Consider the following 26,311-nt stretch of genomic DNA (forward strand, 5'->3'; position numbering starts at 1 on the left):
CTCTTTATGTTTTTTTACTGATCGCGCCCCGCGCGTTTTCTGTGCGGTGGTGTTTGTTTCCGGGCTGGCCGGGCGGGGCGGCGACCCCGTCCCCCCCGCACGTTCGGGGCCAGGTTTAGACGTGGAACCACTTCTGCCACGAACTGCCGTTGCAGTCCCAGAGGTAGACGCGTTGAACGCTCCAGTCCTTCTGCCCGGGGTCGGCGTCCAGGCACTTTCCGTTCCAGGCGCTCCTGATCTCACCGGCGCTGGTCCAGATCCACTGCTGGTTCCTCGGCTGGTGCTCCCATTCCAGCCAGCGGTAGCGGGTGATGCGGCTGCCGTTGGCGTTCTCCAGCACCGCGTCGATGACCTTCCCGTCGTAGACGGATGTGAAGACCAACCGGCCATCACCGAATGCCCCCTGCATCCAGCGCTGCCCGCCGTTGTTGTCGCACCGTGTCAGATTGACGGTGCCGCCGTCCCACGGTTCCGAGCCGTCCCAGTCCAGGCAGTTCCCGGAGTACCTGTTGGCTATGTTGCTCCAGCCGACCGCGGCCGCGTGGGCCTCCGTCTTCTCCGGTGTGCTGTTCGCGGATGCCGCGCCGGCCGGGGCGAGTGCGACCATGATCGCGGCACAGGCCGTGAGGGCTTTCCTGCTGATCACTGGTTGCTCCTTCTTCGATGTCACCGGCACTTGACCTTGCTTCCGTGGTCGGTGAGCAGGTCGTTGCGGATCCACCCCTGGACGCCGGTGCTCACGTTCCGCGCGTACGTCCAGCTGAAGTCGTCGTCGGCCAGGGGGGTGGAATAGCAGTGGTAGTCGAGGGCCTGGCCCTGGTAGGCGACGCCGTTGGCGGGGCACCCGGTGCTGGCACCGGAGCGCATGTTGACGGCCCCGTCGGCGGTGGCGTACCACCCGCCGCCGTCGATGTCCTCGGGCACCCATCCGCACCCGGCGAACACGGTGGCGGGTGCGGCGGATACGGCGGATGCGGGGCTGGCGAGGGCTTGCGGGGCAGCGAGTGCGCACAGGGCTGCACTGGACAGGAGCAGCGCGACGATGTGCCTACGCATGGTTGACCTCCGTTTGGTGGAGTGAAGGAAGACCTGTAGCCACGGGACGGGATGCGGGAAAGAGACATGTGGCCGACGTGGGTGGCTCACCCGCCGAGGCTGCCGGCAAGGAAGCCGACGGCCGGCTGTCAGTCGTGGTACACCACAGGGCTGCAGTCCAGGGTGCTGTCGGGGAACCCGAAGTACGTGCCGCAGACCCGGTAGTAGGAGCCGTAGCTGGTGCCCACCATGTTGGACCAGTCCAGCTCGCCCTTGTTCACCGCGACGGCGCGTTCCTCCTGGACGTCGACACCGCCGCCGCCGTCGAGGAGAACACGCTGGATCACCGCGCTGGCGCCTGCGGCGCCGGCGCCGGAGGCACGTATCCAGCCGGCGTGGCACGCGTTGGACCACCGCAGCTCGTAGTACCCGGCCTTCAGCGTGTAGGCCCGCAGGTTGAAGGCGTCGGCGTCGCAACCGGTGCCCTTCGGCCCCTTGTTGGAGCACGTACCGCCGTAGCAGGAAGCCGCGTAGGCCGCCGGTGAGGCGGCGACGGAGAACCCGATGAGGGCTGCGGCCGCGAGGGTGAGAGAAACGAGCCTGTTCTTGAGCACATTCACTCCGATCGGATCGAAAGAGCGGCTGATACCGGGGAAAGCGGTGGCCGGTCCCCCTTCGGGGCAGGACCGGGCCCCCGCTTCCCCGCCGGTGGCTGTCCCCCGGCAGTCAGCGGCCACCTCATGCTGGTTTGGAGCTGATTGTCCGTCAATCAATCTCTGGGAAAGCCAAGTTCGAGCACGGGAAAATATCGTTGTCCGCGGACAAGGGGATTGCCGTGGACCGGTGGAGGACGGGCGGGCGCCTGCAGCTGCCCGAGGTCGCCTGTCCACGACGAGTGAGCGGGTGGGGCCCCTGGTGCGTCTTCTTGTGCTGGACCTGTGGGTGCGGTCACGCGAGTCGGCGTCGGGGCAGGGCGGGGCGGTTGCCGCTGAGGCAGGGCATGACGAGCGCGATGGCGGTGTCCGCGCTGCGGGAGCGGAAGCCCCGGCGGACGATCGGGCGGGTCCTGGTGTTCGTGGACTCGATCGGCCCGCCTGTCACCTGCTGGTGATCAGGGTGGCGGCCGGTCCGCTGATTTTCGTCCAGGTGGCGGCGCCGTTGCTGGGTGCCTGGTAGATAGCGCTGTGGTCGGGCGCCAGGCGGTAGATGTGGTCGGCGGTGACGGCGAATTCGGCTCCCGCCTCGCTGACCGGATCCCAGAACTGGGGAGTGCGGGCGTAACGCAGGAAGGTGCCGTGATCGGGACTGGTGGCGAACAGGTCGGCCGGCCCGGCGTAGAGGTCCTGGGCGTGGCCGCCGATGAGGGTCCAGTCGCTGCCCGTACCGTCCCATTGGAACACCTGGCTGCGGTCCGGTGAGAGTCCGTAGAGGCGGGTGTCGCTGACGGCGAAGGTCGCCCCGTCGGTGCCCACGTAGGTCCAGATTTCCCTGGCGGTGTCGTAGCGGAAGATGCGGCCGTCGCGCGGGTCGGTCGCGAACAGGCCGGCCCCGCCGCCGTACAGGCGTCCGGCTGGGCCTCCTATCTTGGTCCAGCTCGTTCCGGTGCCGTTCCAGCGGTAGACGCCGGTGTGGTCCTGGGCGAGGCGGTAGAGGCGGGTGCCGCTGATGGCGAAGTCGGCACCGGGTTCGCTGACGGGTGTCCAGTTGCCTGGGGTCCCGCTGTAGCCGAGCAGCCGTTTGTCGTCGGCGCTGACGGCGAACACGCCGGCGCCTCCCGCGAGGATCCTTTCGGTGGGACCGCCGATGGGCGTCCAGGCCATGTCCCGGCCCTGCCACTGGTAGACGGCGCGGTGGTCCGGGGCGATGGAGTACAGGGTGCCCGGAGCGGAGGCGACGACCACGGGTTGTCCCGGCTGCTGGGGGGCCGTGTCAGGCGGAACGCCCTGGGTGTCGCGGTTCCGTGGGGTGCTCGACGCCTCGGGGGCGGGCGTCGCGTCGGCCGGGGTCGGCGCCGACCCGGGGGTGGGCGTCACCTCGACCGGAAGCGGGGCCGAAGGCGAGGCCGTAGCCTGCTGCGGCCCGGGGGGAGCAGTTGCGTCTGCCGAGGCCGGGGCTGAGGCCGTAGCCGACGCGATGCCGCCGGCCGGCCGGTACGTGTCCGCGGACGTGCCGGCCGCGGACGGGGACGGGGACGGACCGTGGGCCTCGGTGACCGCCGGCACACGGTAGGAATCCGCCAGGTACGGCATCGGGATGCCCGGTGCCGGTGCGCTGAAGTGCATACCGAGCAGCACTCCGACCAGTAGCAGGGCGAGGGCCGCGAACAGGATGGTGCCGGTCCTGCGGCGGGTGCCCGCGGCGCTGGGGGCGCCTGCGGCGTGCGGGGCGTTACGCGCCCGGCCGAACGGGGCGATGAGGCCGGTCAGGCGATTGTCCGGGGCGTCGACGACCTCGCCGCGGACAATCCGGGGTGCCGGTGAGCGCGGTACGACGGAGGTCACCCCGAGCACCTCGCGGCGCCGGTCGGCCAAGGCCTCCCGCACCGCCACGAGGTCGGCGTCCAGGCGCCACAGCACCGGCAGACGCGCCCGCACCCCGTCGGCCACCACCAGCTCGGACCCCGGCTCCCGGCTCTCGTCCGCCCGGCCCTCGTCCGCCCGGGCGTGCGTACGCTCCTGATCGGCCAGGAGCCCGACGGCGTCCTGCTCCCGCTGCGCCGCCTGTTGCGCCTCACGTGCGCTCTGCCTGATGCGCCGCACCTCGGCCAGGCAGCGCGTCGCCTCCCGCAGCCGGGCCCGCCGCAGCTGCCCCGCGCCCCCGCCGGGCGCCTGCTGCGAAGCGGGGCCCGTGTCGTCCTCCGCGTCGTCGCCCAGTTCACCCCGCAGCTCGGCCACGACCTCCACCAGCACACGGATCAGTTCATCCGCCTCCGCGACCCCCTCCTCGGCCTGTCGCTGCGCCTGGCGGGCCAGGTCCAGCGCCTGCTGGACGGCGAAACGTCCCGCCTCGGGCGGCCGCAGTCCCCGGGCCGCCAGGGTGGCTTGTTCGTGCAGGCGGGCAGCACGTTCGAGCAGCACCGTCCGGGCCCGCGGGTCGGTCACGCGGTCGTGGACCAGCCGCTGGAGCAGGTGCCACGGGATGTCCTTCTCCCCGGAGCGGTACTCGCTCCAACTGGTCTTGCCTGCGGGGTAACGCCGGGCGAGCTCGCGGACGGTGACTCCCGACGTCACCTCCCGCACGAACCGGGCCAGGGCATCCGCCTGCTCGGTCTCCCCCTTGAGCCGCCCCTGCGGACGTCCAACACCAGCCACCCCGTGCCCCCTTGTCCTGTCCGGCGGCCGGACCTGATTGTCCGCCGCCCCCTGACCCTCAGTCGGCTTCTTGTAGATGAACAATCAAACAGGCTGCACTGTGGAGTCTCCACCGATTCTTCGAACAACGTGCCGGGGTCGGCGGGTCGGCGGGCCGCCGGGCCGGCGCCCCCGGGCCGGGCGTCTGGCCGAACCGGAAACTGACGCTACATCAATTCTCTTGATCCAATGGATCATTGGCGAGAGGGGAGTTCCCGGTGGCTGGTTCACACACCCTTCGCCCGGCAGCAGCCCTGGCCGCCGCCGCGACGGCCGCCACCGTGCTCCTCGGCCCGGCACCCGCCGCGGCCGGCCGACCCCGCCCCGCCGACCCCGAGCCTTCTGCCCACCCCGCGCCTTCTGCCCACCCCCACCTTCTGTCGCTCCCGTCGAACGCCGCCGAGACCAGCACCGTGGCAGCCCTGAACACCGCGGGCGACGTCCTCGGGGGAGTGCTACCCGAAGGCGGCTACGCACAGTGAAACCGTCGCGGCCCGGAGGCGGGGGCCGCGACCAGGAATTGATACGTACCCGAAGCGGGAATAGCCTGGAACCATTGAGAGTTGGCGGGTGCCCGATGCGTCGGCCCCGCTGAGCGGTACTGCGTCCAACCGGTACCGCGTCCGACCGGTACCGCGTCCATCTGCTGGGGGCGTCCCATGCACACCCACCCGGCACGGGCCTTGGCCGTCTGTTCGCCAGGGCACGGCAGACTCCACCTCTTCGTCGGCGCGCACGACGGCGCCGTACGGTACCGGGTGTTCGACGGCCGCTGGCACGCCTGGCACGCGCTGGACCGCCCCTGGCCCTCGCCCGGCGCCCCCGCGTTCACCGGCGCCCCCGCGTTCAACTGGCTGAGCGCGACGGCGGCCGAGGGCCGCCCGGTCGAGGTGTTCGCCCTCAGTGCGGCGGGCGAGCTGTTACGGCTGCGCCCCGGCGCGGGGGAGCACCCGCACTGGACCTCGCTCGGCACGCTCGCCCGGGGCGGCTCGGCGACCGGTTTCACCGTCGTGTCGAGCCGGTCCGGCGATGTCCACCTCGTCCTGGACGCGGGCGCCCACGGCTGGGAGTTCCTGCGCGGACACCCGACCAAGGGGCCAGTTGTGCTCCGCACGGGCGAGCGCGCACCCGGGCACCTGACGGCCGTGCCCGTCGCGCCCGGCCGGATCGACCTCCTTCTCGCCGACACCCGCGAACGACGTCTGCTCCGCGCACACCTGGAGAGCGACACCCCGCCGATGCGCGAGCCACCGGTGTGGGAGGAGCTCGGCCCGCTCCCCGACGGCGACGAACGCTCCTTCACCTGCCTCGCCGCGACGGAGCGTGACGTCTTCCTGGGCGGCGACCACGGCCTGCGGCACTCCGCCCTGGCACCCTGGCTCGGCTGGGAGCAGCTCGGCGGCGACCTCACCGCCCCCGGCACGACCGGCCCCCGACTGGCCGCTGTCGCCTCCGGCGGCGGCCGCACCGACGTGCTCGCCGTCTGGGCCGGTGCCGCGCTGATGCACCGGCGCTTCGACCGCGGCTGGCAGGACTGGCAGCTCCTCGACCTGCCGGACGCGCCCACCGGCAGCTACCCCGTGCTCCGCGCGGACGACCTGGTCACCCTGACCGTCCGGAGCCAGGGCCTGCACGAACAGACCCGGCCCGACGGCACGGTCCAGCTGGTGGCCGACCCGGGCGGCGGCCACCTCCTGGTGGACGTCCCCCCGCAGCACCTGGCCGAGACCGTGGTGGAGTCCGGTCAGCCGCCCCAGGGCTTCCTGGCCGGCCCTTCCACCCTGTGCTTCGCCGTCGGCCCGGACCCGGTCACGCTCACCGTGGCCGGCCTGCTCGACGCGATGAACCGCCTGCCGCTGATCGTCACGACGGCCACCACCGCCGACCTGCTGGCCCGGCTCGAAGTCCCCTGGAACCTGCTGCTCACCCTGCAGCCGGACGCCCGGTGCAACCACCGCACCCTGCCCGCCACCGGCACGGCCGGCGGCACCGAGCTGTGGCACAGCCGCATCGCGGGCCCCGACGGACACCTGACGGCGCGGCCCCTCCGGTCCCTGGCCGACGGCACCGACCACGGAACCCCGCTGGACACCTGGTACGACCGGATCGTCGCGGCCGCCGCCGAGAACCCGGCCGTCCCCCTCACCGTCGACCGGCTGATCCTGAGCGCCTACGGCGCCCGGTTCTGCGCCGCCGCCCACTGGCCCCGGCTGGAGTGGGCCCAGGACGCCGCACTCGGCCGGGACTTCCACGTCAAGGTCTCCGTTCCCGGCGCCCTGTTCCCGTTCGGCCACCGGGCCGCCTACATCGAGGTCTCCGACCGCCGGTTCGACGGCACGGACCCCGCCGTGGCCGCCCTGCACCGCAAGGCCTTCCTGATCGTCACCGAGCCTGTCCGCGACGACTACGGCATCGGCGCGGGCGGCCCGCACGAACGCCGGTTCCCGTTCCAGAGCGTCGCGATCGACCCCGGGCAGACCGACGGCCTCGACGACGCCTCCTGGATCCCGGTGGGCTCCTCGGCCGCCCCGCCGAGGTGCTTCTGGCCGACCCGGGCCGGCACCCCCGTGGTGTTCACCCTCCAGGCCACGGCCGGGCAGGAGTACGTGGAGCTGGACCTGCCACTGCTGTTCGTCGAGGACGCCGCCACCGGCGCCGGCTACGGCACGGCACTCGACGGAATCTACGGAAACGGTCCGAGCACCGGAGCCTTCGCGAGCCTCGGCCGCCCCCTCTGCGACATCGCCGCCCGCATCCCGCTCGTCATGACGTCCCCGACCCAGGCGGTGGAGGACGCCGTGCAGGAGGTGCAGTCGATGACCTTCGGCGGGATCGGGGCCGGGCTCTCCCCGAGCGGGGTCGGCTTCTATCCGCAGGTGACCCAGCTGGCCGTGGGGCTGCCGGCCGTCCGCCGGCTGCTCGGCCCGCTCCCGGCGCTCCCCGCCACGATCTCGCAGGCGCTCGTCGACACCCCCTGGGGCAGCCCGACACCCGACGCGCTGCTCGACCTCGTCACACCCCGGACGCTCGACTTCGGGGCCGCCGGGGCCCGGGTCGGCGGGCTGTCCGCCCCCAACATGACCGTGTCGCAGATCTCGCGCACGCTCGGGCCGGCCGTCAGCGACGCCTTCCAGACCGTGCCCTCGAAGCTGTTCGCCCCGGACGCCACCCTGTTCGGCGTGGTCCCGCTGAGCAGCCTCATCGACGTCGTCAGCGCACCGCCGAAGCTCCTCTGGGTCGGGCAGCAGACGCCCACCCCGTCCGCGGAGCTGACCTGGCACCAGGACCTGCAGAAGTCCTTCCCGCCGTTCACGCCCGACACCGGGTGCGCGCTGGACCTCGACGTCCGGGCCCTGTCGGTCGACGGGAAGCCCGAGATGCACGCCACCGGGACGATCAGCAACTTCAAGCTGATCGTCCCCGACGTCGGCGCCCCCGCGTACGTCGCCCTCAGCTTCGCGTCCGTGACCTTCACCGCCGACCCCGGCAAGCGGCTCGACCTCTCCACCCACCTGACGAACGTCACACTCGGCGGGGATCTCGGGTTCCTCGCCACCCTGGAGCAGTACCTCCCGCTCGGGGGGAACGGCCCGAGGATCGACACCTCGGCGACCAGCATCACGGCCTCGTACACCGTCGCCGTCCCCAGCGTCGGCCTGCTGGTGTTCAGCGTGCAGAACCTCACCGTGCAGGCCGGCGTCACGCTGTCGCTGACCGACCAGCCGATCGTCATGGACTTCGCGTTCGGCACCCGGGAACGGCCGTTCCTGGTCACCGTGTCGGGCTTCGGCGGCGGCGGGTACCTGGAACTCGGCCTGAGCGCCGGCGGCACCGACAGCGGCCTGCAGCGCTTCACCGGCGGGATCGAGTTCGGCGCCGCCATCGTCATGGACTTCGTCATCGTGTCCGCGGAGGTGCACGTCTTCGGCGGCGTCGTCTTCGCCAAGAACGGCACCGACACCGAGGTCACCGGCTATCTGCGGATCGGCGGCAGCGTCTCGCTGCTGGGGCTGATCAGCGTCTCGATCGAACTGACCCTCAGCCTGACGTACGACTCCACCTCCGGCTCGCTGAGCGGTTCGGCCCGGCTCGTGATCACCGTGGACCTGACCTTCTTCTCCAAGTCCTTCACGCTGGAGTGCCACAAGTGCTTCGGCAACTGCCCGCCCCCCGCCGGGCTGCGCCGCCCCCTGAGCGGTGCCTCGACCGCCTCGGACCCGTCGGTCGAGGCCGCGCTCGGGCCGCAGGGGCAGACCTTCCCGTGGCAGACCTACTGCCAGGCGTTCGCAGGGGAGTGAGCCATGTCATCGACCGGCCCGGAGAGCCTGACCGGCCTGGAGAGCTCGACCGGCCAGGAGAGCTTGACCGGCCCGGAGAGTTCGACCGGCCTGGAGCGGCAGTTCGTCTGGACGGTGCTCCCGGCGGGCCGGCTGGCGACCGTCCCCGGCCAGTCCGCGCCGATGGCGCTGCTGTCGGTGCTGCTGACACCGCGCCTGCTCGCCCCGGACGGAGCCGCGCTCACCATCGCGGACTTCGGGATGCAGGACTGGCCGCGGCGGCTCGCCGGGGTGGGCTTCGACGTCCGGCGCGGCGGGCGGACGCTGCCGTCCGTGCGCGTCCCGTACACCGCCCTCGACGGGAGCACCGTCCAGTTCCCCCCGGACCGGCAACTCTCCGTCTGGCAGACGCTGTTCACCGCCACGATGCCCGTGGAGCCGTACCGGGCCACCAGCTACGACGGGCGGGCCACCAAGGCCTTCCCGGCCGGCCGGGCCGGTACCGACGTCAAGGGCATCTACGCCGCCACCGCCCAGGCCCACGCCGCGCACCGCGGCGCGGCGCCGGAGAGCCACCCCGGGCTGCGGGCCGCGCTGCGGGCGATCGGCGAGCAGTGGCAGCCCAGCCTGCTGGCACCCGCCGGCGCCACCCCGGCCCACGCCACCCCGACCGGTGTCACGCCGCCCCACGCCACCCCGGCCCACGCCACCCCGACCGATGCGACGCCGGCGCTCGCCCAGGCGTACGCCTTCTACCGGCGCGGCGCGCCCGACACCACGCCACCGGACCGCCTGGCGGCGCCCCCGCCCGCAGGCGAGTTCCACCAGGGCATCGCGCACCTGGCCGACCACCCCGTCCTGCTGCGCGCGCTCGGCCTGCTGGTCGACCTCGCCGTACCCGCCTCCGCGCTCACCCCGGTGGACCAGACGCACCCGGCGGAGCTGAGGGTGGTGCCGCTGTGGCCCCAGCCCGACCCGGATCCGTCACCGGGCTGGAGCGCAGCCGCCCAGACCGACCTCTCGCCCGCCACCGCCTACACCGTCACCGGCACCCGCTTCGTGCCCTCCTCCGTCGACGGTCCGACCTCCACCGGCTTCAGCGGCGGCCTCCTGCCGCTGACCGGTGCCGGTCTCGCGCCCTCCGCGAACCCCCGGTTCGAGCTGCTGCCCTTCGACGTGGACGGCGCCGCCCTGCGGCTGGTCAGCACGGCCCGGTCGGACGGGTCGTCGCCCCCTCCCGGGGAGTCGTCCCCCGTTCCGGTCGGGGCACTGCCCGCGCTGCACTCGACGGGCTTCGCCCTGGTCGACCGGGCTCGGGAGGAGGAGCACGGCAAGCAGCTCCAGCGGGCGCAGCAGCGCGGCACGCCGGCCGGCCTGCTCGCCTCCGCCCTGCTGGCGGACTCCCTGCTCGGCGGCTACCGGATGGACGTGTTCGACGACAGCCGCCAGACCTGGTACTCGCTGTGCCGGCGGCGGGTGCACCACATCGTCGGCGGCGTGCCGCTGCTGCCCGACGGCCTGCTGGAGGAGGGCTACCTGCGGCCCGGCCCGGTCGTCACCGGCTTCGGCGACGCCGACGCGCTGTACCTGCACGAGATCGTGGCGCGCTGGGACGGCTGGAGCCAGGTGGCCCAGCGGCCCGAGCGGGTCACCGCCACCGGGGACACCCTGCCGGTATCGGTCACGTCGGGCCTCGACACGGTGGTGGAGTGCGACACCGGCTCGCTGCCACGGCTGCGGTTCGGCCGCAAGTACCGGATCCGGGTCAGGATCGCCGACCTCGCCGGCGGCGGGCTGCGCGTCGAGGAGGTCGGCGCCGCCGACGCCCAGTCGGACCTCGTCCCCTACTGGCGCTTCGAGCCGCTGCCGCCGCCGGAGCTGGTGCCGACCCGGGAGTGGGACGACGGCGACGGCCACGACCGGATGGTCATCCGCAGCGACCGCGGCACCTCGGCGGACGACTACGCGACCCTCCACGGCTACCGTGCCCACGACCTGCGGCACCTGCTGCCGCCGAAGTGCTCGCTGGCCCTGGCGCTGCAGTACGACGGCGCCTTCGACACCGCGCTGGGCCCCGCGGCGCCCGGCACCGAGGTGAGCCGGCTCTTCGCGGTCGCCGAACGGGCCGACCGCGAGCTCACCGACGTCCAGGGCGCGCGTACCGTCCCCGCCGGGCCGCCCTCGCCGTCCTCGTACGTCGTCCTGCCCGAGACCGACGCGGCCCTGCCCTGGCTGGCCGACCCGAGCGGCGTGTGCGCCGCCCTGAACGCCCGGCCCCGGCCCATCGACCCCGGCAACGGGCGGCCCGGTCAGATCGACCCGCCCGACGACGCCGTGATCGCCATCTGGCAAGGCGCCTGGCCCGACCTGCAGACCGCGTCCGTACGGCTGGAGGCGGCCGCGAGCGGCTGCACGGTGAGCCGGGCGGACCCACACCACGTCACGGTCGCGCTCGGCCCGGCCGAGCAGGTGACCTTCGACATCCCGTCCTGCCTCACGTTCGACGACGTCGCGCTGTTCGGCATCGCGCTCTGGCAGGGCGTCGACCCGAACGTGCCGCACCTGCCGGCCTTCCAGGACATCGTCGCCGGCCGGAACCGCCTGATCACCCCGCCGCGCACGGTCACCCTGGTGCACGCGGTGCAACACCCCCTCACCGACCCGAGCGGGCAGCTGACGCCCAGGCGGGGGCCCGGCGACCGCGACACCGTCCTCGGGACGGACGCCTTCGCGATCGACATCCCGAGCACCGGACGGATCGACCTGAACGCCGACTGGACCGACCAGGACGACAGCCCGCCGGCCGCACCGACCACCACCCGGCGGATGGCGCACGTCGGCTCGTACGAGGTCCAGCACCTGCCCCTGCTGGAGGCGCTCCCGGAGATCCGCCAGGAGTTCGGCGACACCCGCCACCACCACGTGAGCTACGCCGTGACGGCGGTGTCCCGCTTCGAGGACTGCTTCGCGCGCATCCTCGCCACCGACCCCGGTGCCTGCACCGCCGCCGGGCAACTCGGCGACATCGACGTGCCGAGCACCGTGCGCCCACCCGCCCCCCAACTGCTCGACTGCGTCCCGTCGTTCGGCTGGACCCGCACCACCGACGGGCAGCGGTCGCTCACCCGGCTGCGCCAGGGCGGCGGCCTGCGGGTCCTCCTCCAACGGCCCTGGTACGTCTCGGGCGACGACGAGGCCCTGGCCGTACTCACCTTCCCGCCCGGGCCGGTCCCCGCCGAAGCCCTGCGGTACGTCGCGGTCGCCGGACGCGACCCGATCCGGGACACCGGGGCACCACCCGCCGTCCTCACCGGAGCCCAGGTCAACGCGGCGCAGCGGGCCCAGGTGACCCTCCCCGAGCTGCACCGCCTGCTGGACGCCGCCCTCTACCCGGTCGAGTTCGACGCCGAGGGCGACCGCTGGTTCGCCGACCTCGACCTGACGCCGGTCGTCTCCGCCTCCTACTTCCCGTTCGTCCGGCTCGCCCTGGCCCGCTACCAGCGGTACACCATCCCGGGTGTCCCCGACGTGTCACAGGTGGTGCTGACCGAGCCCGTCCAACTCGCGCCGCAGCGGCGCCTCACGGTCACCCGCAGCGCGGGGCAGGCGGGCGTCGTCCTGGAGGGCCTCGGGCCGGGCGGCGCCGGGAACACCGTCCGGACCGAACTCCAGGTCCAGGACCCGGGGGTGACGGCGCCGGACGGCGTCACCGGCTGGTCCACCGTCCTGACGGCCTCCGCCGTCCTCGGGCAGACCATCACGATCAGCGTTCCGGACACCGGGCAGCGGGCCCAGCGCCTGGTCGTCCGGGAGTTCGAGACCCGGCCCGTTCCCGCCGGCGCCGACACCACCGGTCGACCCGTGTTCGTCGACGTCGTAGCCCTCGGAACGTGGTGACGGACGTCACCGCGGCTCCACGACCGAAGAAGCGATCATGGCAGACATCTTTCCCGACACCGGCCAGCTCCGGCTCGCGGACCAGGCCACCAGCGGCCTCCTGCCCCTCGTCGTGGACAAGGTGGCGACGTCCTGGTCCGTCCTGGTGGTGGCCATCGGCCCGAACTGCGCACCCCTGGGCGCGAGGCCACCGGACATCGAGCTGCGGGCGGGCTCCGGAGCGCTCACCACCGTCGCGCAGGCACCCGCCAAGTCGTCGATCGTCGACGGGACCGGGAGCGCGGTCGGCACCGCGTCGTGGACCAGGGACGCCAACGACGTCTTCACGGTGCAGATCGACATCTCCAATCCGGGGGAACGCCCCTGGGGCCTGCGGATCACGAACACCGACCCGCAGGAACTCGGCTTCGTCTGGTCCACGGGGAAGACCCCGGCGAAGGCCCAGCAGCCGCGGATCATCCTGGACCGCACCCCCCTGCGGATGACGGTGGCCTTGGGCGAGACCGTCCCGGACATCACGATCCCGATCTCCAACATCGGCACCGGACCGCTGCACGTGAACGGTCCGGGCGACCAGCCCATGGGTGCGGGCTACGTGCTGAAGAACTTCCCGGCCAGCCTCCCGCCCAACGCCTGCGACCACCTCCAGATCGGGATCAGCCCCGTGTCCGAACCGATCGTCACCAGCCTGCAGACCGCCGACTTCGTCCTGCCCTGCAACGATCCGGTGGCCCAGGAGGTCACCCTGCAGCTGTCACGTGACGAGAAGGGCAAGGACGTCAAGGACGTCAAGGACGTCGCCAAGGAGAACAAGGACGACAAGGACGACAAGGAGCGGAAGGAGGCCAAGGAGGACAAGGACGCATTCAAGGAACACCCCGCCGAGGGCATGCACCCGGCATCCGAAGTCAACCACCCGCCCGAGCACTTCATCCCCCCGGTGCAGCGCCCCGACCTCGCGGACAGCGCCCTGCGGGACGAACCCCCCGAGCCGGGACGGACCGAGAGGTAGGCGCCGCATGTGGCTGGTGCTCTGCGATCCGGCGGACCGGGCCGCCGTGTGGGCGTACGAGGGGCTGCGCGAGCGGGGGCTGGAACCCCTGGAACTGCTCTCCCCGCAGACCCTGCTCAGCTCCACCAGGTCGGTGCACCGCGTCGACCGCCTCGGCGCGAGCTTCGAGATCACCCTGCCCGACGGGCGCGTCCTGGACAGCCGTGACGTCGACGGCGTGCTCAACCGGGTGGCCTCCGCCCCCTTCGGGTACCTGCCGTTCACCACCCACACCGACGCCGCCTACGCCGCCCAGGAGCTGGACGCACTCCTGCTCAGCCTGCTCACCTGCCTGGCCCCGGTCTCGGTCAACCGGCCCGCCGGGTACGGACTGTGCGGCGCCTGGCGCTCGACCGCCGAGTGGACCGCACTCGCGATCAGAGCGGGGCTCCCCGCCCGGCCGGCCCGGATCTCCAGCAGCCCCGACGGCGAACCGCGAGCGGCCCCGACCGGGCGCGGCGACGTCCTGGTGCTCGGCGAGCACGTCTTCGGCGCACCCCCGGCCGAGGACGAGGAGCCGTACGTCCGGCTGGCCCGGCTCGCCGAGGTCGACCTGCTCGGGATCGACCTGCTCGGAGCCGACGTGCTCGGGGCCGACGTGGCCGGGGCCGACGTGGCCGGGGCCGACCTGCCCGGGGCCGACCTGCTTGGAGCCGGCCACCGCCGCGACGACGGTCGGTCGGCGGTCTTCGCGGGAGCGAGCCCCCTGCCCGACCTCCGCCCAGCCGGCGCCGCCTTCCTCGACCGCCTGTACGAACACCTCACCGGGCTCCCCCGGGGTGCGCCGTGATCGTCGTCTGCGGCATCGCCAGCGAGTCGCCGCTCGCCCGGGTCAGGGCCGAACTCGACAGCCTCGGCCTGCCGTACGCCATGCTCCACCAACGGCGCTTCGAGGAGCTGCCGTTCGAGGTGGAGGCCACCGGCACCGCCGTCCAGGGGCGCATCCCGTACGACGGCGGATCCATCGACTGCGCCACCGTCACCGGCATCTACCTCCGGCTGATGGAATGGCGCAGACTCCCCGAAGTCCGCGAGGCGGGCGAGGACACGGTACGCAGGTGCCGGTCCTGGCACACGGCCCTGAGCACCTGGGCGGAACTCGCCCCCGGCTGCGTGATGAACCGGGAGAGCGCGATGGCGTCCAACACGTCGAAGCCCCACCAGGCCCAGCTGATCCAGCAGTCCGGATTCCGGGCTCCGGAGACCCTGGTGACCAACGACCCGGACCTCGTCCACGAGTTCCACGCGCGGCACGGCGAACTGGTCTACAAGTCGATCAGCGGGGTCCGCTCGATCGTCCGGACGCTCGACCGGGAGGCCCTCGACCGGCTGCCGCTCATCCGCTACTGCCCGGTGCAGTTCCAGCGCTACGTCACCGGCACCAACGTCCGGGTGCACACGGTCGCCGGCGAGGTGTTCGCCACCCGGATCGAGACCGACCGGGTCGACTACCGCTACGCCCGGAGCGACGGCGGCCGGGCCGAACTCTCGCCCTGGCAGCCCCCCGACGACCTCGCCGAGCGCTGCCTGCACCTGGCGGCACGACTGGGGCTCGCACTCGCCGGCATCGACCTGATGCTGGCCGACGACGGCGAGGTCTACTGCTTCGAGGTCAACCCCTGCCCGGCCTTCAACTACTACGAGGCCAACACCGGCCAGCCGATCGCCCACGCCATCGCGCTCGCGCTCGCGCGGCACTGAGGAGAAGGAGACTCCGATGGCCCAGCTCGTCCTCACCGGCCAGATCCACGGCCAGACCACCACCCAGTGCAACTTCACCATCGCCGTGAACGGCGGTGACCAGGTCGGGCCGGACAGCGTGGTCCTGGACCAGTCGATCTTCAACATCCCGGACACCGACGCGTCGATCGACATCCAGGCGGCCGCCCTCGACCAGACCAAGTACGGCACGCCCACCGCCCACCTCGACATCGACTCCTCCGGCACCGTCCAGGCCACCTTCCCGCCCGACGGCAACTGGCCGCCACCCGCCGTCACGTCCTCCGACTCCGGCCAGACGATCCAGCTGACGGTCCACTTCTCGCCGCTGCGCGACGTCACCGAACAGGCACGCGTCAGCCTGGCCCAGACCGGCAGCGACTACCCGGGCAGCCCGCCCGCCCCACCACCCGGCGACATGAGCTTCCGCACCCCCGGCGTGGCGCTGCCGCCGGGGGCCTACTCCCCGCCCCCGGGCGTGACGGACAGCACCTTCATCGCCTCGCCGTCGATCAGTGGCGGCGCGATCCAGGTCGAGACCCGCAGCGTGACCCCCGGCGGCGAGGCCGTCGTCCTCCGACTCCCCGGCGTCGACGCACCGCAACTCGTCGCCGTCTACTGGCCCTCCGGCGTGTCCAGGGACCCAGGCGGACCGCCCGCGCCCTTCCTCGTCTACTTCCACCCGGGCATGGCCCAGAACTCCCCGGCCTTCTACAACGAACCCCGGGACCGCCACGACCCGACTACCGGCAGCACCTACCCCTTCGGCTGGGACTACCAGTTCTTCGGCCTGCTCAACTACCTCCAGTACATCGGCGACCCGTTCCTCACCAACCCCTTCGCCAAGGGCCTCCCGCTCCAGATCGACGGCGCCGCCCGGAACGTCGTGCTCGTGCTCCCGCTGATGCGGGTCGCCGGCAACCCCTGCGACGAGATCTCGTCGTTCGCGGACGCCACCGTCCTCCAGGAGTACCTTCCGGAGATCCAGGCCCTCATGTTCCGGCGCAGCGGCAACTTCCAGTTCGGACCGATCGGCCGCCTCGGCATGGCCTCCTTCAGCAGCGGCCACGCGGCCCTCACCTGCTTCCTCGGCAACACCGCCAACCAGGCCCACCCGCTCTACCTGGACACCCTCCAGGAGGCCTACCTGTTCGACCCGCACGCCGACCTGGTCTCCGAGACCCTCGCCCCGCTGACCCAGGTCACCGCCTGGGCCGGGCGCGGCACCTCCGGCACCAAGACCGCCCGCCTCTACACCCAGAACGACCCCGCCCAGCTCTCCCCGCTGCTCACCCAACTCGGCGTCACCGCCCCCGGCCCCGCCCCCTTCGACGCCGCCACCCCGGACGACCGCAACTCCCTCACCTCCCTCCCCCTCGCGGCCTGGAACACCCTCGCCACCCAGCAGGGCAGCGCCGTCCCGTACGCCAACACGGGCCAGGTGCACCAGGTGCTGCCGGCCCTCATGCTCACCGACGCCCTGCGCCGCAGCCGCTTCTGACCCGCCCCCCGCTCCCCGAGCCCTCCGCCGGCACACTCCTCGACCACCTCGTCGAGTGGCCGACGGCTCCGGGAAGGTGTGCCGCTGGATGGCCCCATGTCCGGGACGGGAGTGAGGAGTTGTCCCGGTTGTCCGGAGTCGAGCGGAAACGTTCCCGGGGTGGCTTTTGCAGCAGTCGCCACAGCGGGTCTACCGGCCGGTACGGGGAGTAGCGTCTCGTGCTGGCTCCCTGGGTCCTCGCGGGAGCTGCCCTGGCCGACGGATCACGGCCGCCGGCCGGGGCTGGACGTCGATCACACGTAGGTTGAGTATGCCCAAGCCCGACCGTAGCCATGGAGCGCGCCCGAAGGCGCCCTCGATGGCGGTGAACGCTATCAGTCCCGTCCCGCCGTCCGCGGGAGCGCAGCAGCTGTGCGGGCGGGTCATCGGGGTGTGCGGGGCGCGCGTGCCCGTGGCCCTTCTCGCTCTGGACGGCGCCTAGCGGTACGTCGCCGCGCTCGCCCTCGGCGCGCTCTCGCACGGCAGCGTTGTCACCTGGTGGCGGCTGACGCTGCGTTGACATCGGCCGGTGCGGGGAACAGCCGCACCCCCGCATTCCGCGCACCCTCCCGCGCACCCCCCGCCCGGCTCGCACGCCGGACTTCGACGGCCATCCCAGGATCTGCATATGCCACAGGCATCATCTTCTGGGCCCGGTACCGCCCCGGGCCCGCCCCACCGAACCCGCCGAACCGAACCCGACGCCGGATTCCTGGCGTTCGTGGCCCTTGTATACGACCGCTACCTCGACTACGCCACGGCCCGGCTGAGGGACGGCGCGAGCGGCGCGGCCGCCGTCGAGGAGGCTCTCGCCCACGCCCACGCGCGCTGGGCGGTCCTGCTCGCCGGTCCCTCGCCCGCCGGTGACGCCTGGTGCGTGCTGCGCGCCGCGGTGACCGCGCACCGCCCCCGCCCCGGCGCCACCGCGTCGCGGCCAGGACCGGTCGACCTGCTGCACCGCCACCTGCCGGACCCGCTGGCCGACGCCGCCCTCCTCCACCACGGGCTCGGTCTGTCCGTCTTGGACGTGGCCCGCCTGATGGGCACGGACCCCGGCGCGGTGAGGGCGGGGCTCCGCAGCGCTGACCGGCTGATCGCCGCAGGCGGGGCCTTCTCCCTGATGGAAGGGAGGGTGCCCAGGGCCTGAACGACATCGCTGCCACCCGCCGCCACACGTTGTGCGCGGGCGGATGGCGGCGCACAGGACTGTCCAGCGCCGCGCCGCGCGCCACCCCCTTTGGGTGATGCACCGTCAGGCACGTGGCGCTTTCAGTCATGCGATCTTTACAATGGGCGCTCAACAGCCGTGCGGCCTGCGATGGTTGCCAGGAGCGAGGGGCGCTGTGGGGTCCAAACGTGAGATCGACGTCACCGTGCCCAGTTCGGCACGCATCTACGACGTGTTGGCGGGCGGGAGCCTGAACTTCGACGCCGACCGCGCCGCCGCCGAGTGCCTGCGCGAGCGGGTGCCGGACGTCGACGCACTCGCACTCGCCAACCGGTCGTTCCTGCACCGCGTGGTGCGGGCGCTGGCCGCCGAGTACGGCATCCGCCAGTTCCTCGACTGCGGTTCGGGCCAGCCGATGACGCTCAACGTCCACCAGATCGTCCAGGCCGTCGACCCTAGGTCGCGCGTCGTCTACGTCGACAACGACCCCATCGTGATCGCCTACGGTCGCGAATCCCTGGACGAGAACGACCGCACCGCCATGCTCAACGCCGACATGACGGACACCGAAGGCATCTTCGAGCACCCGGCCGTCAAGGAACTGCTGCGTCCGGACGAGCCGACCGCCGTCCTGTTCGTCGCCTCGCTGGAATGCCTTCCGGACTCCGCCCAGCCGCGCAGCGTAGTGCGACGCATCGTCGAGCGCCTGCCCTCGGGCAGTTTCGTGGTCATCAGCCACGCCGTCAGCGGCGACCCACAGCTGCGTGGCGACGTCACCAGGATCATGGCCGAGCAGACCGGCGAACTCTGGGGCCGGGTACGGGAACAGTGGGAGGTCGACGCCTACTTCGACGGCCTGGCCCTCGAACAGCCCGGCCTGGTCGACGTCGCCGACTGGCGCCCCGAGTCAGCCCTTCAGCAGGCCCTGCGCTCCAGCCAGTGGCAGCAGTACGGGGGCATCGCCCGCGTTCCGCATCCTCAGTCGGCCGACTAACGTCCCTCGAACCGCTTCAAGGCCTGCGTCAGGATGTCCATGCTGCGCCGCCGGTGGGCCGCGCCCTGGCTGATCTTCAACATCAGCTGTACGTAGGATTCCATGTCCGCGCTGGCGTTCTTGCCCTTGCGCACCTTCTTGCGCGCGCTGGGCTCCCCGGTGTCGGCGGGGTGGTAGGTGGACGAGCTGAGGCCTTCGATGTAGACCATCTCGGGCGGTCCCTCGGGCTGGAACATCAGGTGGGTGAGACCGCTGACGGGCGTTGCGATGGTCTGGTCGAGTGGCACGACGCGTACCTTCACGCTCGGCATGTCCGCCACGTGCAGCAGGTGACGCACCTGCGCCGCCATGACGGCGGGACCGCCGATCGTCAGCTGCAGCGCGAGCTCGTTGATCATGAGGACCGTTCGCGCGGGCGGCGAAGCGAAGAAGCGCCGCTGCCGCTCCATCCTGGCGCGGACCCTGTGCTCCGCGCGCTTCTCGTCGACGGCCAGGTGGTGGCCGGCGATGATGCCGCAGGCGTAGTCCGGTGTCTGCAGGAGCCCGGGGATGATCGTGGTCTGGTAGGAACGCAGCTCCCGGGCGACCGGCTCCAGCCCCAGGTAGGTGCTGCAGTGCGCGGCGACAGCACCCTCCCACTCCGGGGCCTCGAACCATTCGAGTTGCCGGCCCCGCTCGACCAGGTCCTGTAGCTCCCGCAGTTCCCTGGAGTCGATTCCGTAGACCTCGGCGAGGGTGGCGACGATCTCGCCGGAGACCGGCGTCTTGGCGGACTCGATGCGCGACAGCGTCGAGTACGACAGTTTGGATTCCGGCAGCAGGATCTTGCCGTGCGCGGCCGCCCGCTCCTGGGACAGGCCTCGCCGGTCACGGGCCCGGCGCAGGCGTTCTCCCAGGACCACCCGGTCCGCCGTGGGAGTGCCCCGCACCGGCGGCGCCGGCTTCTCGGCGCGAGGGTTCAGCGGCAGGACGGCGGCGAGGCCGTGGTCGCTGGAGCCTTCCGCGGGCTGGAGCGGGCTCTCGCCTTCGGCCGCGCGAGCGCCGATGGGGCGCTCGTCGGCGGGAAATTCGGCAGATTTGGAAATGGACGACACGCGGACTCCGTAGGCGATTCGGGTGGCCTGACACCAATGGCCCACATCCTCCCACACGCCGTGCCCGCGTGCCGTCACGCGGCAGAATCCCGGTCAGAATATGAAGCTAATCTGACTTATCTGATTCTTGAATCTCCCTTTAGGCGATCAAGTGGTCGAACTCGTTCCGCTTGGCGCCGTCGAGGAACGCCCTGATCTCACCGCGCGTGACGATCAGGGCGGCACCCTCTGGGTCGCGGGAGTTGCGGATGGCCACGTCGCCGGTCGGCAGCCCGGCCAGCTCGACGCACTCGCCACCGTCTCCGTAGCTCGCCTGCGCCTTGACCCAGGCGACATCCTCGATCAGCGCGGCCGACATTCCATTGGTGAAGCCCTGCATGTGACCTCCCGCATTCGACGTACTCGACTGGCGGCCTTCGGGTATGACCGGAGCCCGATCCGGACATCCCTCGGACAGCCTGGGGTGCTGCAATTGCAGCACCCCGTGAGCCATGAATGCTAGCCATTTATTTTCGAACACCGCACCGGCCGAATGGGGGATCTGAATAGCGATTATCTGCTTAAATTCGGCTGCTGATCGGCGCGGCATGGTCGGGGGCGGGGAGGGCGGTTACCGGCATCGGGGGCTGCATCCTGGTGCCTGTCGGTCCGTCAGGCCGATCCCGCCCGGAGTCGGGGAGTGCCGGGACGGCGCGGTGAGCGACGTGTAGTGCTCGGTTCCGAGGATCCGATACCTGACGTCCTCGGGCAGGCGGGCCAGGATTCCGGGGAGCGGGCGCTCTCCCTCGACTTGGCTGCGGTGGGCCGTGATCGCGGCCCACTTCTGGTCCAGCCACTGGCGTACATCGCATGTCACGTCGGCCAAGGTGTCCGGGACGCTCAGCACGGATTTGCCGACCCGGTTCAGGAGGGGCCCGAGGTCGGCGATCGCCGAGTGGGGGTGGGTGGCCAGGTGGACGGCGGCGGGCTGCCAGGGTTCCCCGGCGTCCGGGTAGAGGTGTTCGAGTCCGGAGGCGGCGACGGCCAGCAGGGTCGCCCGGTGGGTCTGCCGGTGGTCCGGGTGGCCGGTCAGTTGCCCGTAGGCGTCGTGGGTCAGCACGATGTCGGGCCGAACCGCTCGGATGTGCCGCACGATGTCCTCGACCACGCGGTCGACGGGAGCGTCGCACAGCCGCGGCCGGCCGGGAGCGGACTGCGGGACGCGGGCGTCGGCGTAGCCGAGCATCCTCGGTCCGCCGGCGCCCAGGATGTCCAGGGCCTCGGCGAGTTCGGCGGCGCGGTGGCTGCCCTCGGCCCACGTGACGGTGACGACAGCCGTCCGGGCCCCGGACGCGGCGTGCTGGGCGAGGGCGCCGCCGACGAGCAGCGATTCGTCGTCCGGGTGCGCGAGCACGGCGAGCAGGGACGGCAGGGGTGGCACGGCAGGTCTTCCCTGTTCGGCCGGCGCCGGGCGAGCGGCTGGTGACGGCTGCCCGGGGCGAAGACGGGCGGCGAGGGCGGCCATGTCGGTGGTGAACCGGTCTGCGAGGTCGACGCCGGTCTCCTGGGCGATGACCATGAGCGAGAACAGGCAATCGGACAGCTCGTGGCCGATCGCCCCGGCACTCGCGGCCACGTCGGCGCGGTGGCCCTGGTGGGCCATGACCAGCTTCGCGAGGTCGCCGACGTCGCCGGTGAAACCGAGGACGAAGTCCGACAGGCCCCAGGTGCGGCCCAGCTTGCGCCGGTTGATCTCGTCGTAGAGGTCGCGGACTTCGCCTGCGGCGGCGCACATCTCGTCCCAGGTGGGCATCGGCTGCTCCGTTTCGGGTGCGTGGTCAGGCGGGATCGGCGGCGGGTGCGGTCCTGTCCCGCTGGTCGGGGATCTCGGTGGCGTACTGGCGGGCCTGGAGGAGGTAGGAGGAGCGGTAGCCGCTGTTCGGGTCGGCCATCAGCTGCGCGTGGGTGCCCTGTTCGGTGAGCCGGCCCTCGCGCAGGACGTAGATGAGATCGGCGCCTGCGGTGGCGGCGAGGCGGTGGGTGATCAGGATGACGGTCAGGCCCTGGTCGGCGAGTTCGCGGATGCGGGTGAACGCGGCGATCTCGGACTTCGCGTCGAGGGCGGAGGTGGGCTCGTCGGCGATCACGAGGTGGGTGGGGCGTCCGCCGGGCCCGGTGGTGGTGGCCCGGTGGTGGGTGCGGGCCATGCCGACGCGCTGCCACTGACCGCCGGACAGCTGGACGCCGCCCTTGAAGCCGCGGGCGGCGAGGGTGTCCCAGCCGTTGTCCTGGGCGTCGATGATCGGGTGCAGGTCGGCGTAGTCGGCCGCGCGCTTGAGCAGGGCCGGGTCGTCGCCGTGTTCGGGTCGGCCGATCAGGACGTTGGCCCGCAGGGTGAGCGGCCACTGCTGGAAGCCCTGTTCGAGGACGGCGGAGGAGGCGAACAGCTGGTCCCGGTCGGCGGTCGCGGCATCGACGCCGTCCCACAGCATCCGGCCGGCATCGGGCAGGTAGAGGCCGGTGAGGATCTTGACGAGCGTCGACTTGCCGGAGCCGTTGTCGCCGACCAGGGCGACGACCTGCCCGCGCGGGATCCGCAGGGTGATGTCGGACAGGGCCGGGCTCGTGCGGCCGGGGTAGGTGAAGGTCACTCCCTCCAGGGTGATGGCCGCGGGGCGGCGCGGGAGGTCGGTGCCGCCGGCGGGGATGGCGCGCCGGTCGGCCTCGCGCTGGAGGCGGTCGAGGTCGGTGACGAACAGGGCCTCCTCGTACAGGTTGTTGACGGTGCCGACGAGGGAGGTGATGTCGGCGGCGCCGGTGCGGATGCCGACGACGGCGGTGCCCGCGACGGCGAGCGCCATCTGCCCGTCGTGGACGAGCCAGCCCAGGACGGCGAAGGTCGCGGCGGCGGCCAGCCCGGAGAGGACGGAGGCGAGCAGGGAGGTGGTCGCGGTGGCGCGGGCGAGGCGGTTCTGCTCCTGCTCGGACGCCTCGGCCATCGCGATGTAGTGGCCCAGGATGAACGGGCCGATGGCGTGGACGCGGACCTCGGGCGCGGAGTGCGGCTGGGTGAGCAGTTGGGCGAGCAGACTGGCGGCCCGGTGGTGCTGGAGCCAGGCCATCACGGAGCCGTAGCGGCGCCGGGCGGAGCGGACCGCGCCCCACCCCTTCGGCGCGGCGATGAGCACCAGCATGGGCAGCAGCACCGGGTCGAGGGTGAGCAGGACGCCGCCGGCGGCCACCATGCCGAGCAGGGCGGTGAGGACGGCGATGCTCTGGCCGATCAGGCGCCGCACGGCCGCCGTGCCGTACCTGGCGGATTCCAGCAGTCTGCTGAACTCGGGGTCCTCCACCGCGGCCAGCTCCACGCGGGCCGCGCGGCGCAGGTAGGCGACGGTCGCGGCCCGCTCGGTCTTGGGCTCCAGCCGGCCTCCCGCCCAGGAGGAGACCACGCCCAGCACCGCGGACAGCGCGGAGGCGCCGCCGATGGCGAGGGCGGCCGGCAGGGCCGCGCGCAGCAGTTGGTCGGTGCTGCCGGAGGCGAACAGGGAGGCGAGGGCGCGGTTGGTGGCGAGCAGGCCGAAGGCGGAGGCCAGCGCCCGTCCGGTTTCGGCGACGGCGATGGACACCAGGGCCACCCGGTCGGCCTGCCAGGCCAGGCGCAGGGCGGTGCGGAGCATGCCGGGGATCTGGCGGGCGACCGTGAGGAAGCTGATCCTGAGCATGGTCTGCTCATGGGAGGTGAACCCCCAGTCGGGGAGCAGCCGTCCGCCGAACAGGAACTGCTCACTGTCGGAGACGTGGTCGGCCGGCGGGGGTTCGGCCGGCGGCGGTTCGAACGGCGCGGGTTCGGCCGGCGGGGGTTCGGACGGACGGGACTTCAAGCGCTCTCCTCCACAGTGCGGTTGAGGCGGGGCAGGGGCGTCATCCGGGTTCGCCCGGCCGGCGGGGTTCGGAGACGAGGTACTCGGCGACGCCGGTGCGGCGGGCGGTGAGCGAGGCGCGGAGCGTGCGCAGTCGGCGCGGGGTGACGATGCGCCCCCACTCCCCGACGGTGCGGACGGCGTGACCGCTGTGCTCGGCGGGGTCGGGGGTGATGCGTTCGAGCTCCTTGTCGGTGAGCCGGCCGCCGTCGAAGGTCACGCCGATCTTCCAGGGCCACGGCGGCTCCGGCGGGGTGAAGGAGAGCATCAGGAGGCGAGGGGCGTCGTCGAGGGCGGCGGGGACGAAGCCGATCTCCTCGGCGGTCTCGCGCAGCGCGCACGTCCACGGGTCCTCGCCGTCGTCGAGGAGGCCGCCGGGGTACTGGTATTCGCCCGGGTGGTGGACGGAGGTGAGCAGCAGCGGCCGGTCGTGGCGGTCGGTCAGGAAGACGCCGGCATAGGAGATGCCGTGCGGCAGGGTGGGGACGAACCGCTCGGGCGGGACGAAGACCACGGTCAGGCTCCTCGCTGGTCGTGACGGCAGGGGTGGCCGAGCCGGGTGCGCAGGTCGGCGGCGAGGCGTTCGGCCCGGCCGGGGTCGTCGGGCAGGATGCCCGAGCCCTCGGCCATCAGCGCGTGGAACTGCTGCTGCTCGTACGGGATGCCGGGCGGTAGGGCGGCGATGTGCCAGTGGACGTGGGCGTTGCCCTGCATGCTGCCCAGGCTCAGCACGTAGAGGCGCTCGGTGGGGACGGTCGCGGCGAGCGCGGTCGCCACCCGGTGCACGACCAACTGCAGGGCGAGGTACTGGTCCTCGGTGAAGCCGCTGATGGTGTCCTCGACGTGGGTGCGCGGGGCGACCAGGAGCTTGCCGGGCAGGGTGGGATAGCGGTCGAGGAAGGCGACGTGCACGCCGTCGTCCAGGACGATCCGGTGTTCGTACCCGGGCTCACCGGCGAGCATCGAGCAGATGAAGCAGGGGCCGTTGCGGGCCCGCTCGTTGTAGGCGTCGAGGTCGAAGGCGGTCACCGCGTCCAGCCTTCTGCACCGGGGCGCAGCGCCATGTAGCCGTCGACGGGGTCGAATCCGAGGGTGCGGTAGAGCGGGGCTCCGGTTTCGGTGGCGCGCAGCTCGATCGATCCGCAGCCGCTGTGCCGCAGTGCCTGGACCAGGGCGGTGGTGACGGCGCGGGCGTGCCCGCGCCGTCGGTGGGCCGGGTCGGTGGCCACGGTGTGGATCCGGGCCCACCGGCCGGTGGGGTGGGTGGGGCCGCGGTAGCCGCGGTAGACGATGCCGATGGCGCAGGAGGCCAGCGTGCCGTCGTCGGCGGGGACGACATAGGCGAGCAGGTTCGGGTCGGTGCCGAGCCGCTCGCGCATGTCGTCGCGGAAGGTGGTGCGCCAGTCGTCGGTGAGCCGGGCGCCGTCGAGCACCGCGACGCGCAGGCGCAGCAGTTCGTCGGCGTCCTCGGGGCCGGCGGGGCGTACGGGGGATCCGGTCATGCGGGACTGCCTCCGGGGTTCGGTGGGTCACTCGGGTGGTTGTCGGGGGAGGCCGAGGCGGACGAGGCGGACGAGGCGGACGAGGTGTCGGTCGGTGCCGCCGTCGGGCCGCTGCACGGCGTGGTAGGCGTACGGGATCCGGCTGGGGTGGGGAAGGTGACGGTGCCTTCCTCAGTCCTGGACCAGGTCGCGGGGGTCGGCCCCCTCGGCCCAGCCGTGGGTGGAGAACCCGCGGCCACCGGACAGGTACGCGGACAGGGCGGCGTGGGAGGACGGGAACATCGGCAGCGGCAGCTCGCCCGCGGGCGACCACACCACGGCGAGGTGCTTGCCGGGTTCGGTGTTCGTCAACTCGCCCTGCCAGGCGGTGGCGAGGAACACCGACAGCAGGAAGGGACCCTTGCCGTCCCAGCCCTGGCGGACCTGGATCGTGTGGACCAGCCGCAGGTCGCGCGGGTCGACTTCCAGCCCCGTCTCCTCCGCCAGTTCACGGGCGGCGGCCTCGTCCAGGCGCTCGCCGACCTCGACCTTGCCGCCGGGGATCGTCCACACCGGCGTCGTGCTCCAACTGTTCGTCGCGTAGTTGATCGTCGCGACCCGGCCGCCACTCCGGTCGTGGACGATGACGGCCACCGCCTGTCGCAGGCTCTCCACAGCACTACCTCCAAGGGCGCTCGATCAAAGGGGACTTGGGGACTTCACGGGGCCGACGCCGGTCCGTGCAGCGGCTCCAGGGCGGTGCGGGGTGAGCTGGAGCATCACGCGCACGGGTCGGCTGGGCG

Annotated in this window: 22 protein-coding genes; 9 read left to right on the top strand and 13 right to left on the bottom strand. The window is 72.4% G+C overall.

From position 1 onward, the window contains the following. Nucleotides 1–115 precede the first annotated feature (115 nt). The 5 genes from ACFVHI_RS22910 to ACFVHI_RS22930 form a co-directional block, all read right to left on the bottom strand. Nucleotides 116–646 (bottom strand): RICIN domain-containing protein, encoded by a 531-nt coding sequence (locus tag ACFVHI_RS22910; protein WP_380342138.1) that lies wholly within the window; start codon nucleotides 644–646, stop codon nucleotides 116–118. 20 nt (nucleotides 647–666) lie between these two features. Continuing rightward, nucleotides 667–1,056, bottom strand: coding sequence for a hypothetical protein (locus tag ACFVHI_RS22915; RefSeq protein ID WP_380342141.1), 390 nt, complete (start codon nucleotides 1,054–1,056; stop codon nucleotides 667–669). Nucleotides 1,057–1,184: 128 nt separating this feature from the next. Then, complete coding sequence (locus tag ACFVHI_RS22920; RefSeq protein ID WP_063351732.1) at nucleotides 1,185–1,649, bottom strand: DUF2690 domain-containing protein; 465 nt, start codon at nucleotides 1,647–1,649, stop codon at nucleotides 1,185–1,187. A 334-nt stretch (nucleotides 1,650–1,983) separates the two neighbouring features. Further along, nucleotides 1,984–2,136, bottom strand: coding sequence for a hypothetical protein (locus ACFVHI_RS22925; protein ID WP_380342144.1), 153 nt, complete (start codon nucleotides 2,134–2,136; stop codon nucleotides 1,984–1,986). Beyond that, the gene (locus ACFVHI_RS22930) at nucleotides 2,133–4,346 is read right to left on the bottom strand and encodes a hypothetical protein (protein WP_380342147.1); all 2,214 of its coding nucleotides are present in this window, start codon (nucleotides 4,344–4,346) and stop codon (nucleotides 2,133–2,135) included. The genes ACFVHI_RS22925 and ACFVHI_RS22930 overlap by 4 nt, the downstream gene beginning before the upstream one ends. A gap of 257 nt (nucleotides 4,347–4,603) precedes the next feature. Between ACFVHI_RS22930 and ACFVHI_RS22935 the strand changes: the two genes are divergently transcribed. From ACFVHI_RS22935 to ACFVHI_RS22975, 9 genes are all read left to right on the top strand, one after another. Continuing rightward, nucleotides 4,604–4,867 carry a hypothetical protein gene (locus tag ACFVHI_RS22935; protein WP_380342149.1) on the top strand — a complete coding sequence of 88 codons (264 nt, stop codon included), beginning with the start codon at nucleotides 4,604–4,606 and terminating at the stop codon, nucleotides 4,865–4,867. 177 nt (nucleotides 4,868–5,044) lie between these two features. Continuing rightward, complete coding sequence (locus tag ACFVHI_RS22940) at nucleotides 5,045–8,683, top strand: hypothetical protein (RefSeq protein WP_380342152.1); 3,639 nt, start codon at nucleotides 5,045–5,047, stop codon at nucleotides 8,681–8,683. A gap of 3 nt (nucleotides 8,684–8,686) precedes the next feature. Further along, nucleotides 8,687–12,559 carry a hypothetical protein gene (locus tag ACFVHI_RS22945; RefSeq protein ID WP_380342155.1) on the top strand — a complete coding sequence of 1,291 codons (3,873 nt, stop codon included), beginning with the start codon at nucleotides 8,687–8,689 and terminating at the stop codon, nucleotides 12,557–12,559. Nucleotides 12,560–12,596: 37 nt separating this feature from the next. Further along, the gene (locus ACFVHI_RS22950; RefSeq protein WP_380342158.1) at nucleotides 12,597–13,571 is read left to right on the top strand and encodes a hypothetical protein; all 975 of its coding nucleotides are present in this window, start codon (nucleotides 12,597–12,599) and stop codon (nucleotides 13,569–13,571) included. A gap of 7 nt (nucleotides 13,572–13,578) precedes the next feature. Beyond that, on the top strand, nucleotides 13,579–14,400 hold the full coding sequence (locus tag ACFVHI_RS22955) for a pentapeptide repeat-containing protein (RefSeq protein ID WP_380342160.1): 822 nt from the start codon (nucleotides 13,579–13,581) through the stop codon (nucleotides 14,398–14,400). Beyond that, complete coding sequence (locus tag ACFVHI_RS22960; RefSeq protein WP_380342163.1) at nucleotides 14,397–15,311, top strand: ATP-grasp domain-containing protein; 915 nt, start codon at nucleotides 14,397–14,399, stop codon at nucleotides 15,309–15,311. The genes ACFVHI_RS22955 and ACFVHI_RS22960 overlap by 4 nt, the downstream gene beginning before the upstream one ends. Before the next feature lie 16 nt (nucleotides 15,312–15,327). Next, nucleotides 15,328–16,830 (top strand): hypothetical protein, encoded by a 1,503-nt coding sequence (locus ACFVHI_RS22965; RefSeq protein ID WP_380342166.1) that lies wholly within the window; start codon nucleotides 15,328–15,330, stop codon nucleotides 16,828–16,830. Between the two features lie 760 nt (nucleotides 16,831–17,590). Next, a complete protein-coding gene (locus ACFVHI_RS22970) occupies nucleotides 17,591–18,016 on the top strand; it encodes a hypothetical protein (protein ID WP_063351724.1) in 426 nt (141 codons plus the stop codon). 196 nt (nucleotides 18,017–18,212) lie between these two features. Next, the gene (locus ACFVHI_RS22975) at nucleotides 18,213–19,031 is read left to right on the top strand and encodes an SAM-dependent methyltransferase (protein ID WP_063351723.1); all 819 of its coding nucleotides are present in this window, start codon (nucleotides 18,213–18,215) and stop codon (nucleotides 19,029–19,031) included. Here ACFVHI_RS22975 and ACFVHI_RS22980 read toward each other — a convergent pair. The 8 genes from ACFVHI_RS22980 to ACFVHI_RS23015 form a co-directional block, all read right to left on the bottom strand. After that, nucleotides 19,028–20,125, bottom strand: coding sequence for a helix-turn-helix transcriptional regulator (locus ACFVHI_RS22980; protein WP_063351722.1), 1,098 nt, complete (start codon nucleotides 20,123–20,125; stop codon nucleotides 19,028–19,030). The two genes, ACFVHI_RS22975 and ACFVHI_RS22980, sit on opposite strands and share 4 nt — an antisense overlap. Before the next feature lie 139 nt (nucleotides 20,126–20,264). Next, a complete protein-coding gene (locus ACFVHI_RS22985; protein ID WP_063351721.1) occupies nucleotides 20,265–20,504 on the bottom strand; it encodes a DUF397 domain-containing protein in 240 nt (79 codons plus the stop codon). Between the two features lie 231 nt (nucleotides 20,505–20,735). Beyond that, nucleotides 20,736–21,536 carry a PIG-L deacetylase family protein gene (locus ACFVHI_RS22990; protein WP_079136594.1) on the bottom strand — a complete coding sequence of 267 codons (801 nt, stop codon included), beginning with the start codon at nucleotides 21,534–21,536 and terminating at the stop codon, nucleotides 20,736–20,738. Nucleotides 21,537–21,942: 406 nt separating this feature from the next. Further along, complete coding sequence (locus ACFVHI_RS22995) at nucleotides 21,943–23,988, bottom strand: ABC transporter ATP-binding protein (RefSeq protein ID WP_244293763.1); 2,046 nt, start codon at nucleotides 23,986–23,988, stop codon at nucleotides 21,943–21,945. Nucleotides 23,989–24,028: 40 nt separating this feature from the next. Then, on the bottom strand, nucleotides 24,029–24,541 hold the full coding sequence (locus ACFVHI_RS23000; protein ID WP_159398604.1) for an NUDIX domain-containing protein: 513 nt from the start codon (nucleotides 24,539–24,541) through the stop codon (nucleotides 24,029–24,031). 2 nt (nucleotides 24,542–24,543) lie between these two features. Then, entirely contained in the window at nucleotides 24,544–25,056 is a 513-nt protein-coding gene (locus tag ACFVHI_RS23005; RefSeq protein ID WP_244293761.1) for an HIT family protein, read from the bottom strand. Beyond that, a complete protein-coding gene (locus ACFVHI_RS23010) occupies nucleotides 25,053–25,529 on the bottom strand; it encodes a GNAT family N-acetyltransferase (protein ID WP_063351719.1) in 477 nt (158 codons plus the stop codon). The genes ACFVHI_RS23005 and ACFVHI_RS23010 overlap by 4 nt, the downstream gene beginning before the upstream one ends. Before the next feature lie 171 nt (nucleotides 25,530–25,700). Continuing rightward, a complete protein-coding gene (locus ACFVHI_RS23015) occupies nucleotides 25,701–26,183 on the bottom strand; it encodes an NUDIX domain-containing protein (protein ID WP_063351718.1) in 483 nt (160 codons plus the stop codon). Nucleotides 26,184–26,311: the final 128 nt, after the last annotated feature.

Origin of the sequence: Kitasatospora sp. NPDC127121 (assembly GCF_042677305.1) — a bacterium.
GTDB lineage: Bacteria > Actinomycetota > Actinomycetes > Streptomycetales > Streptomycetaceae > Kitasatospora.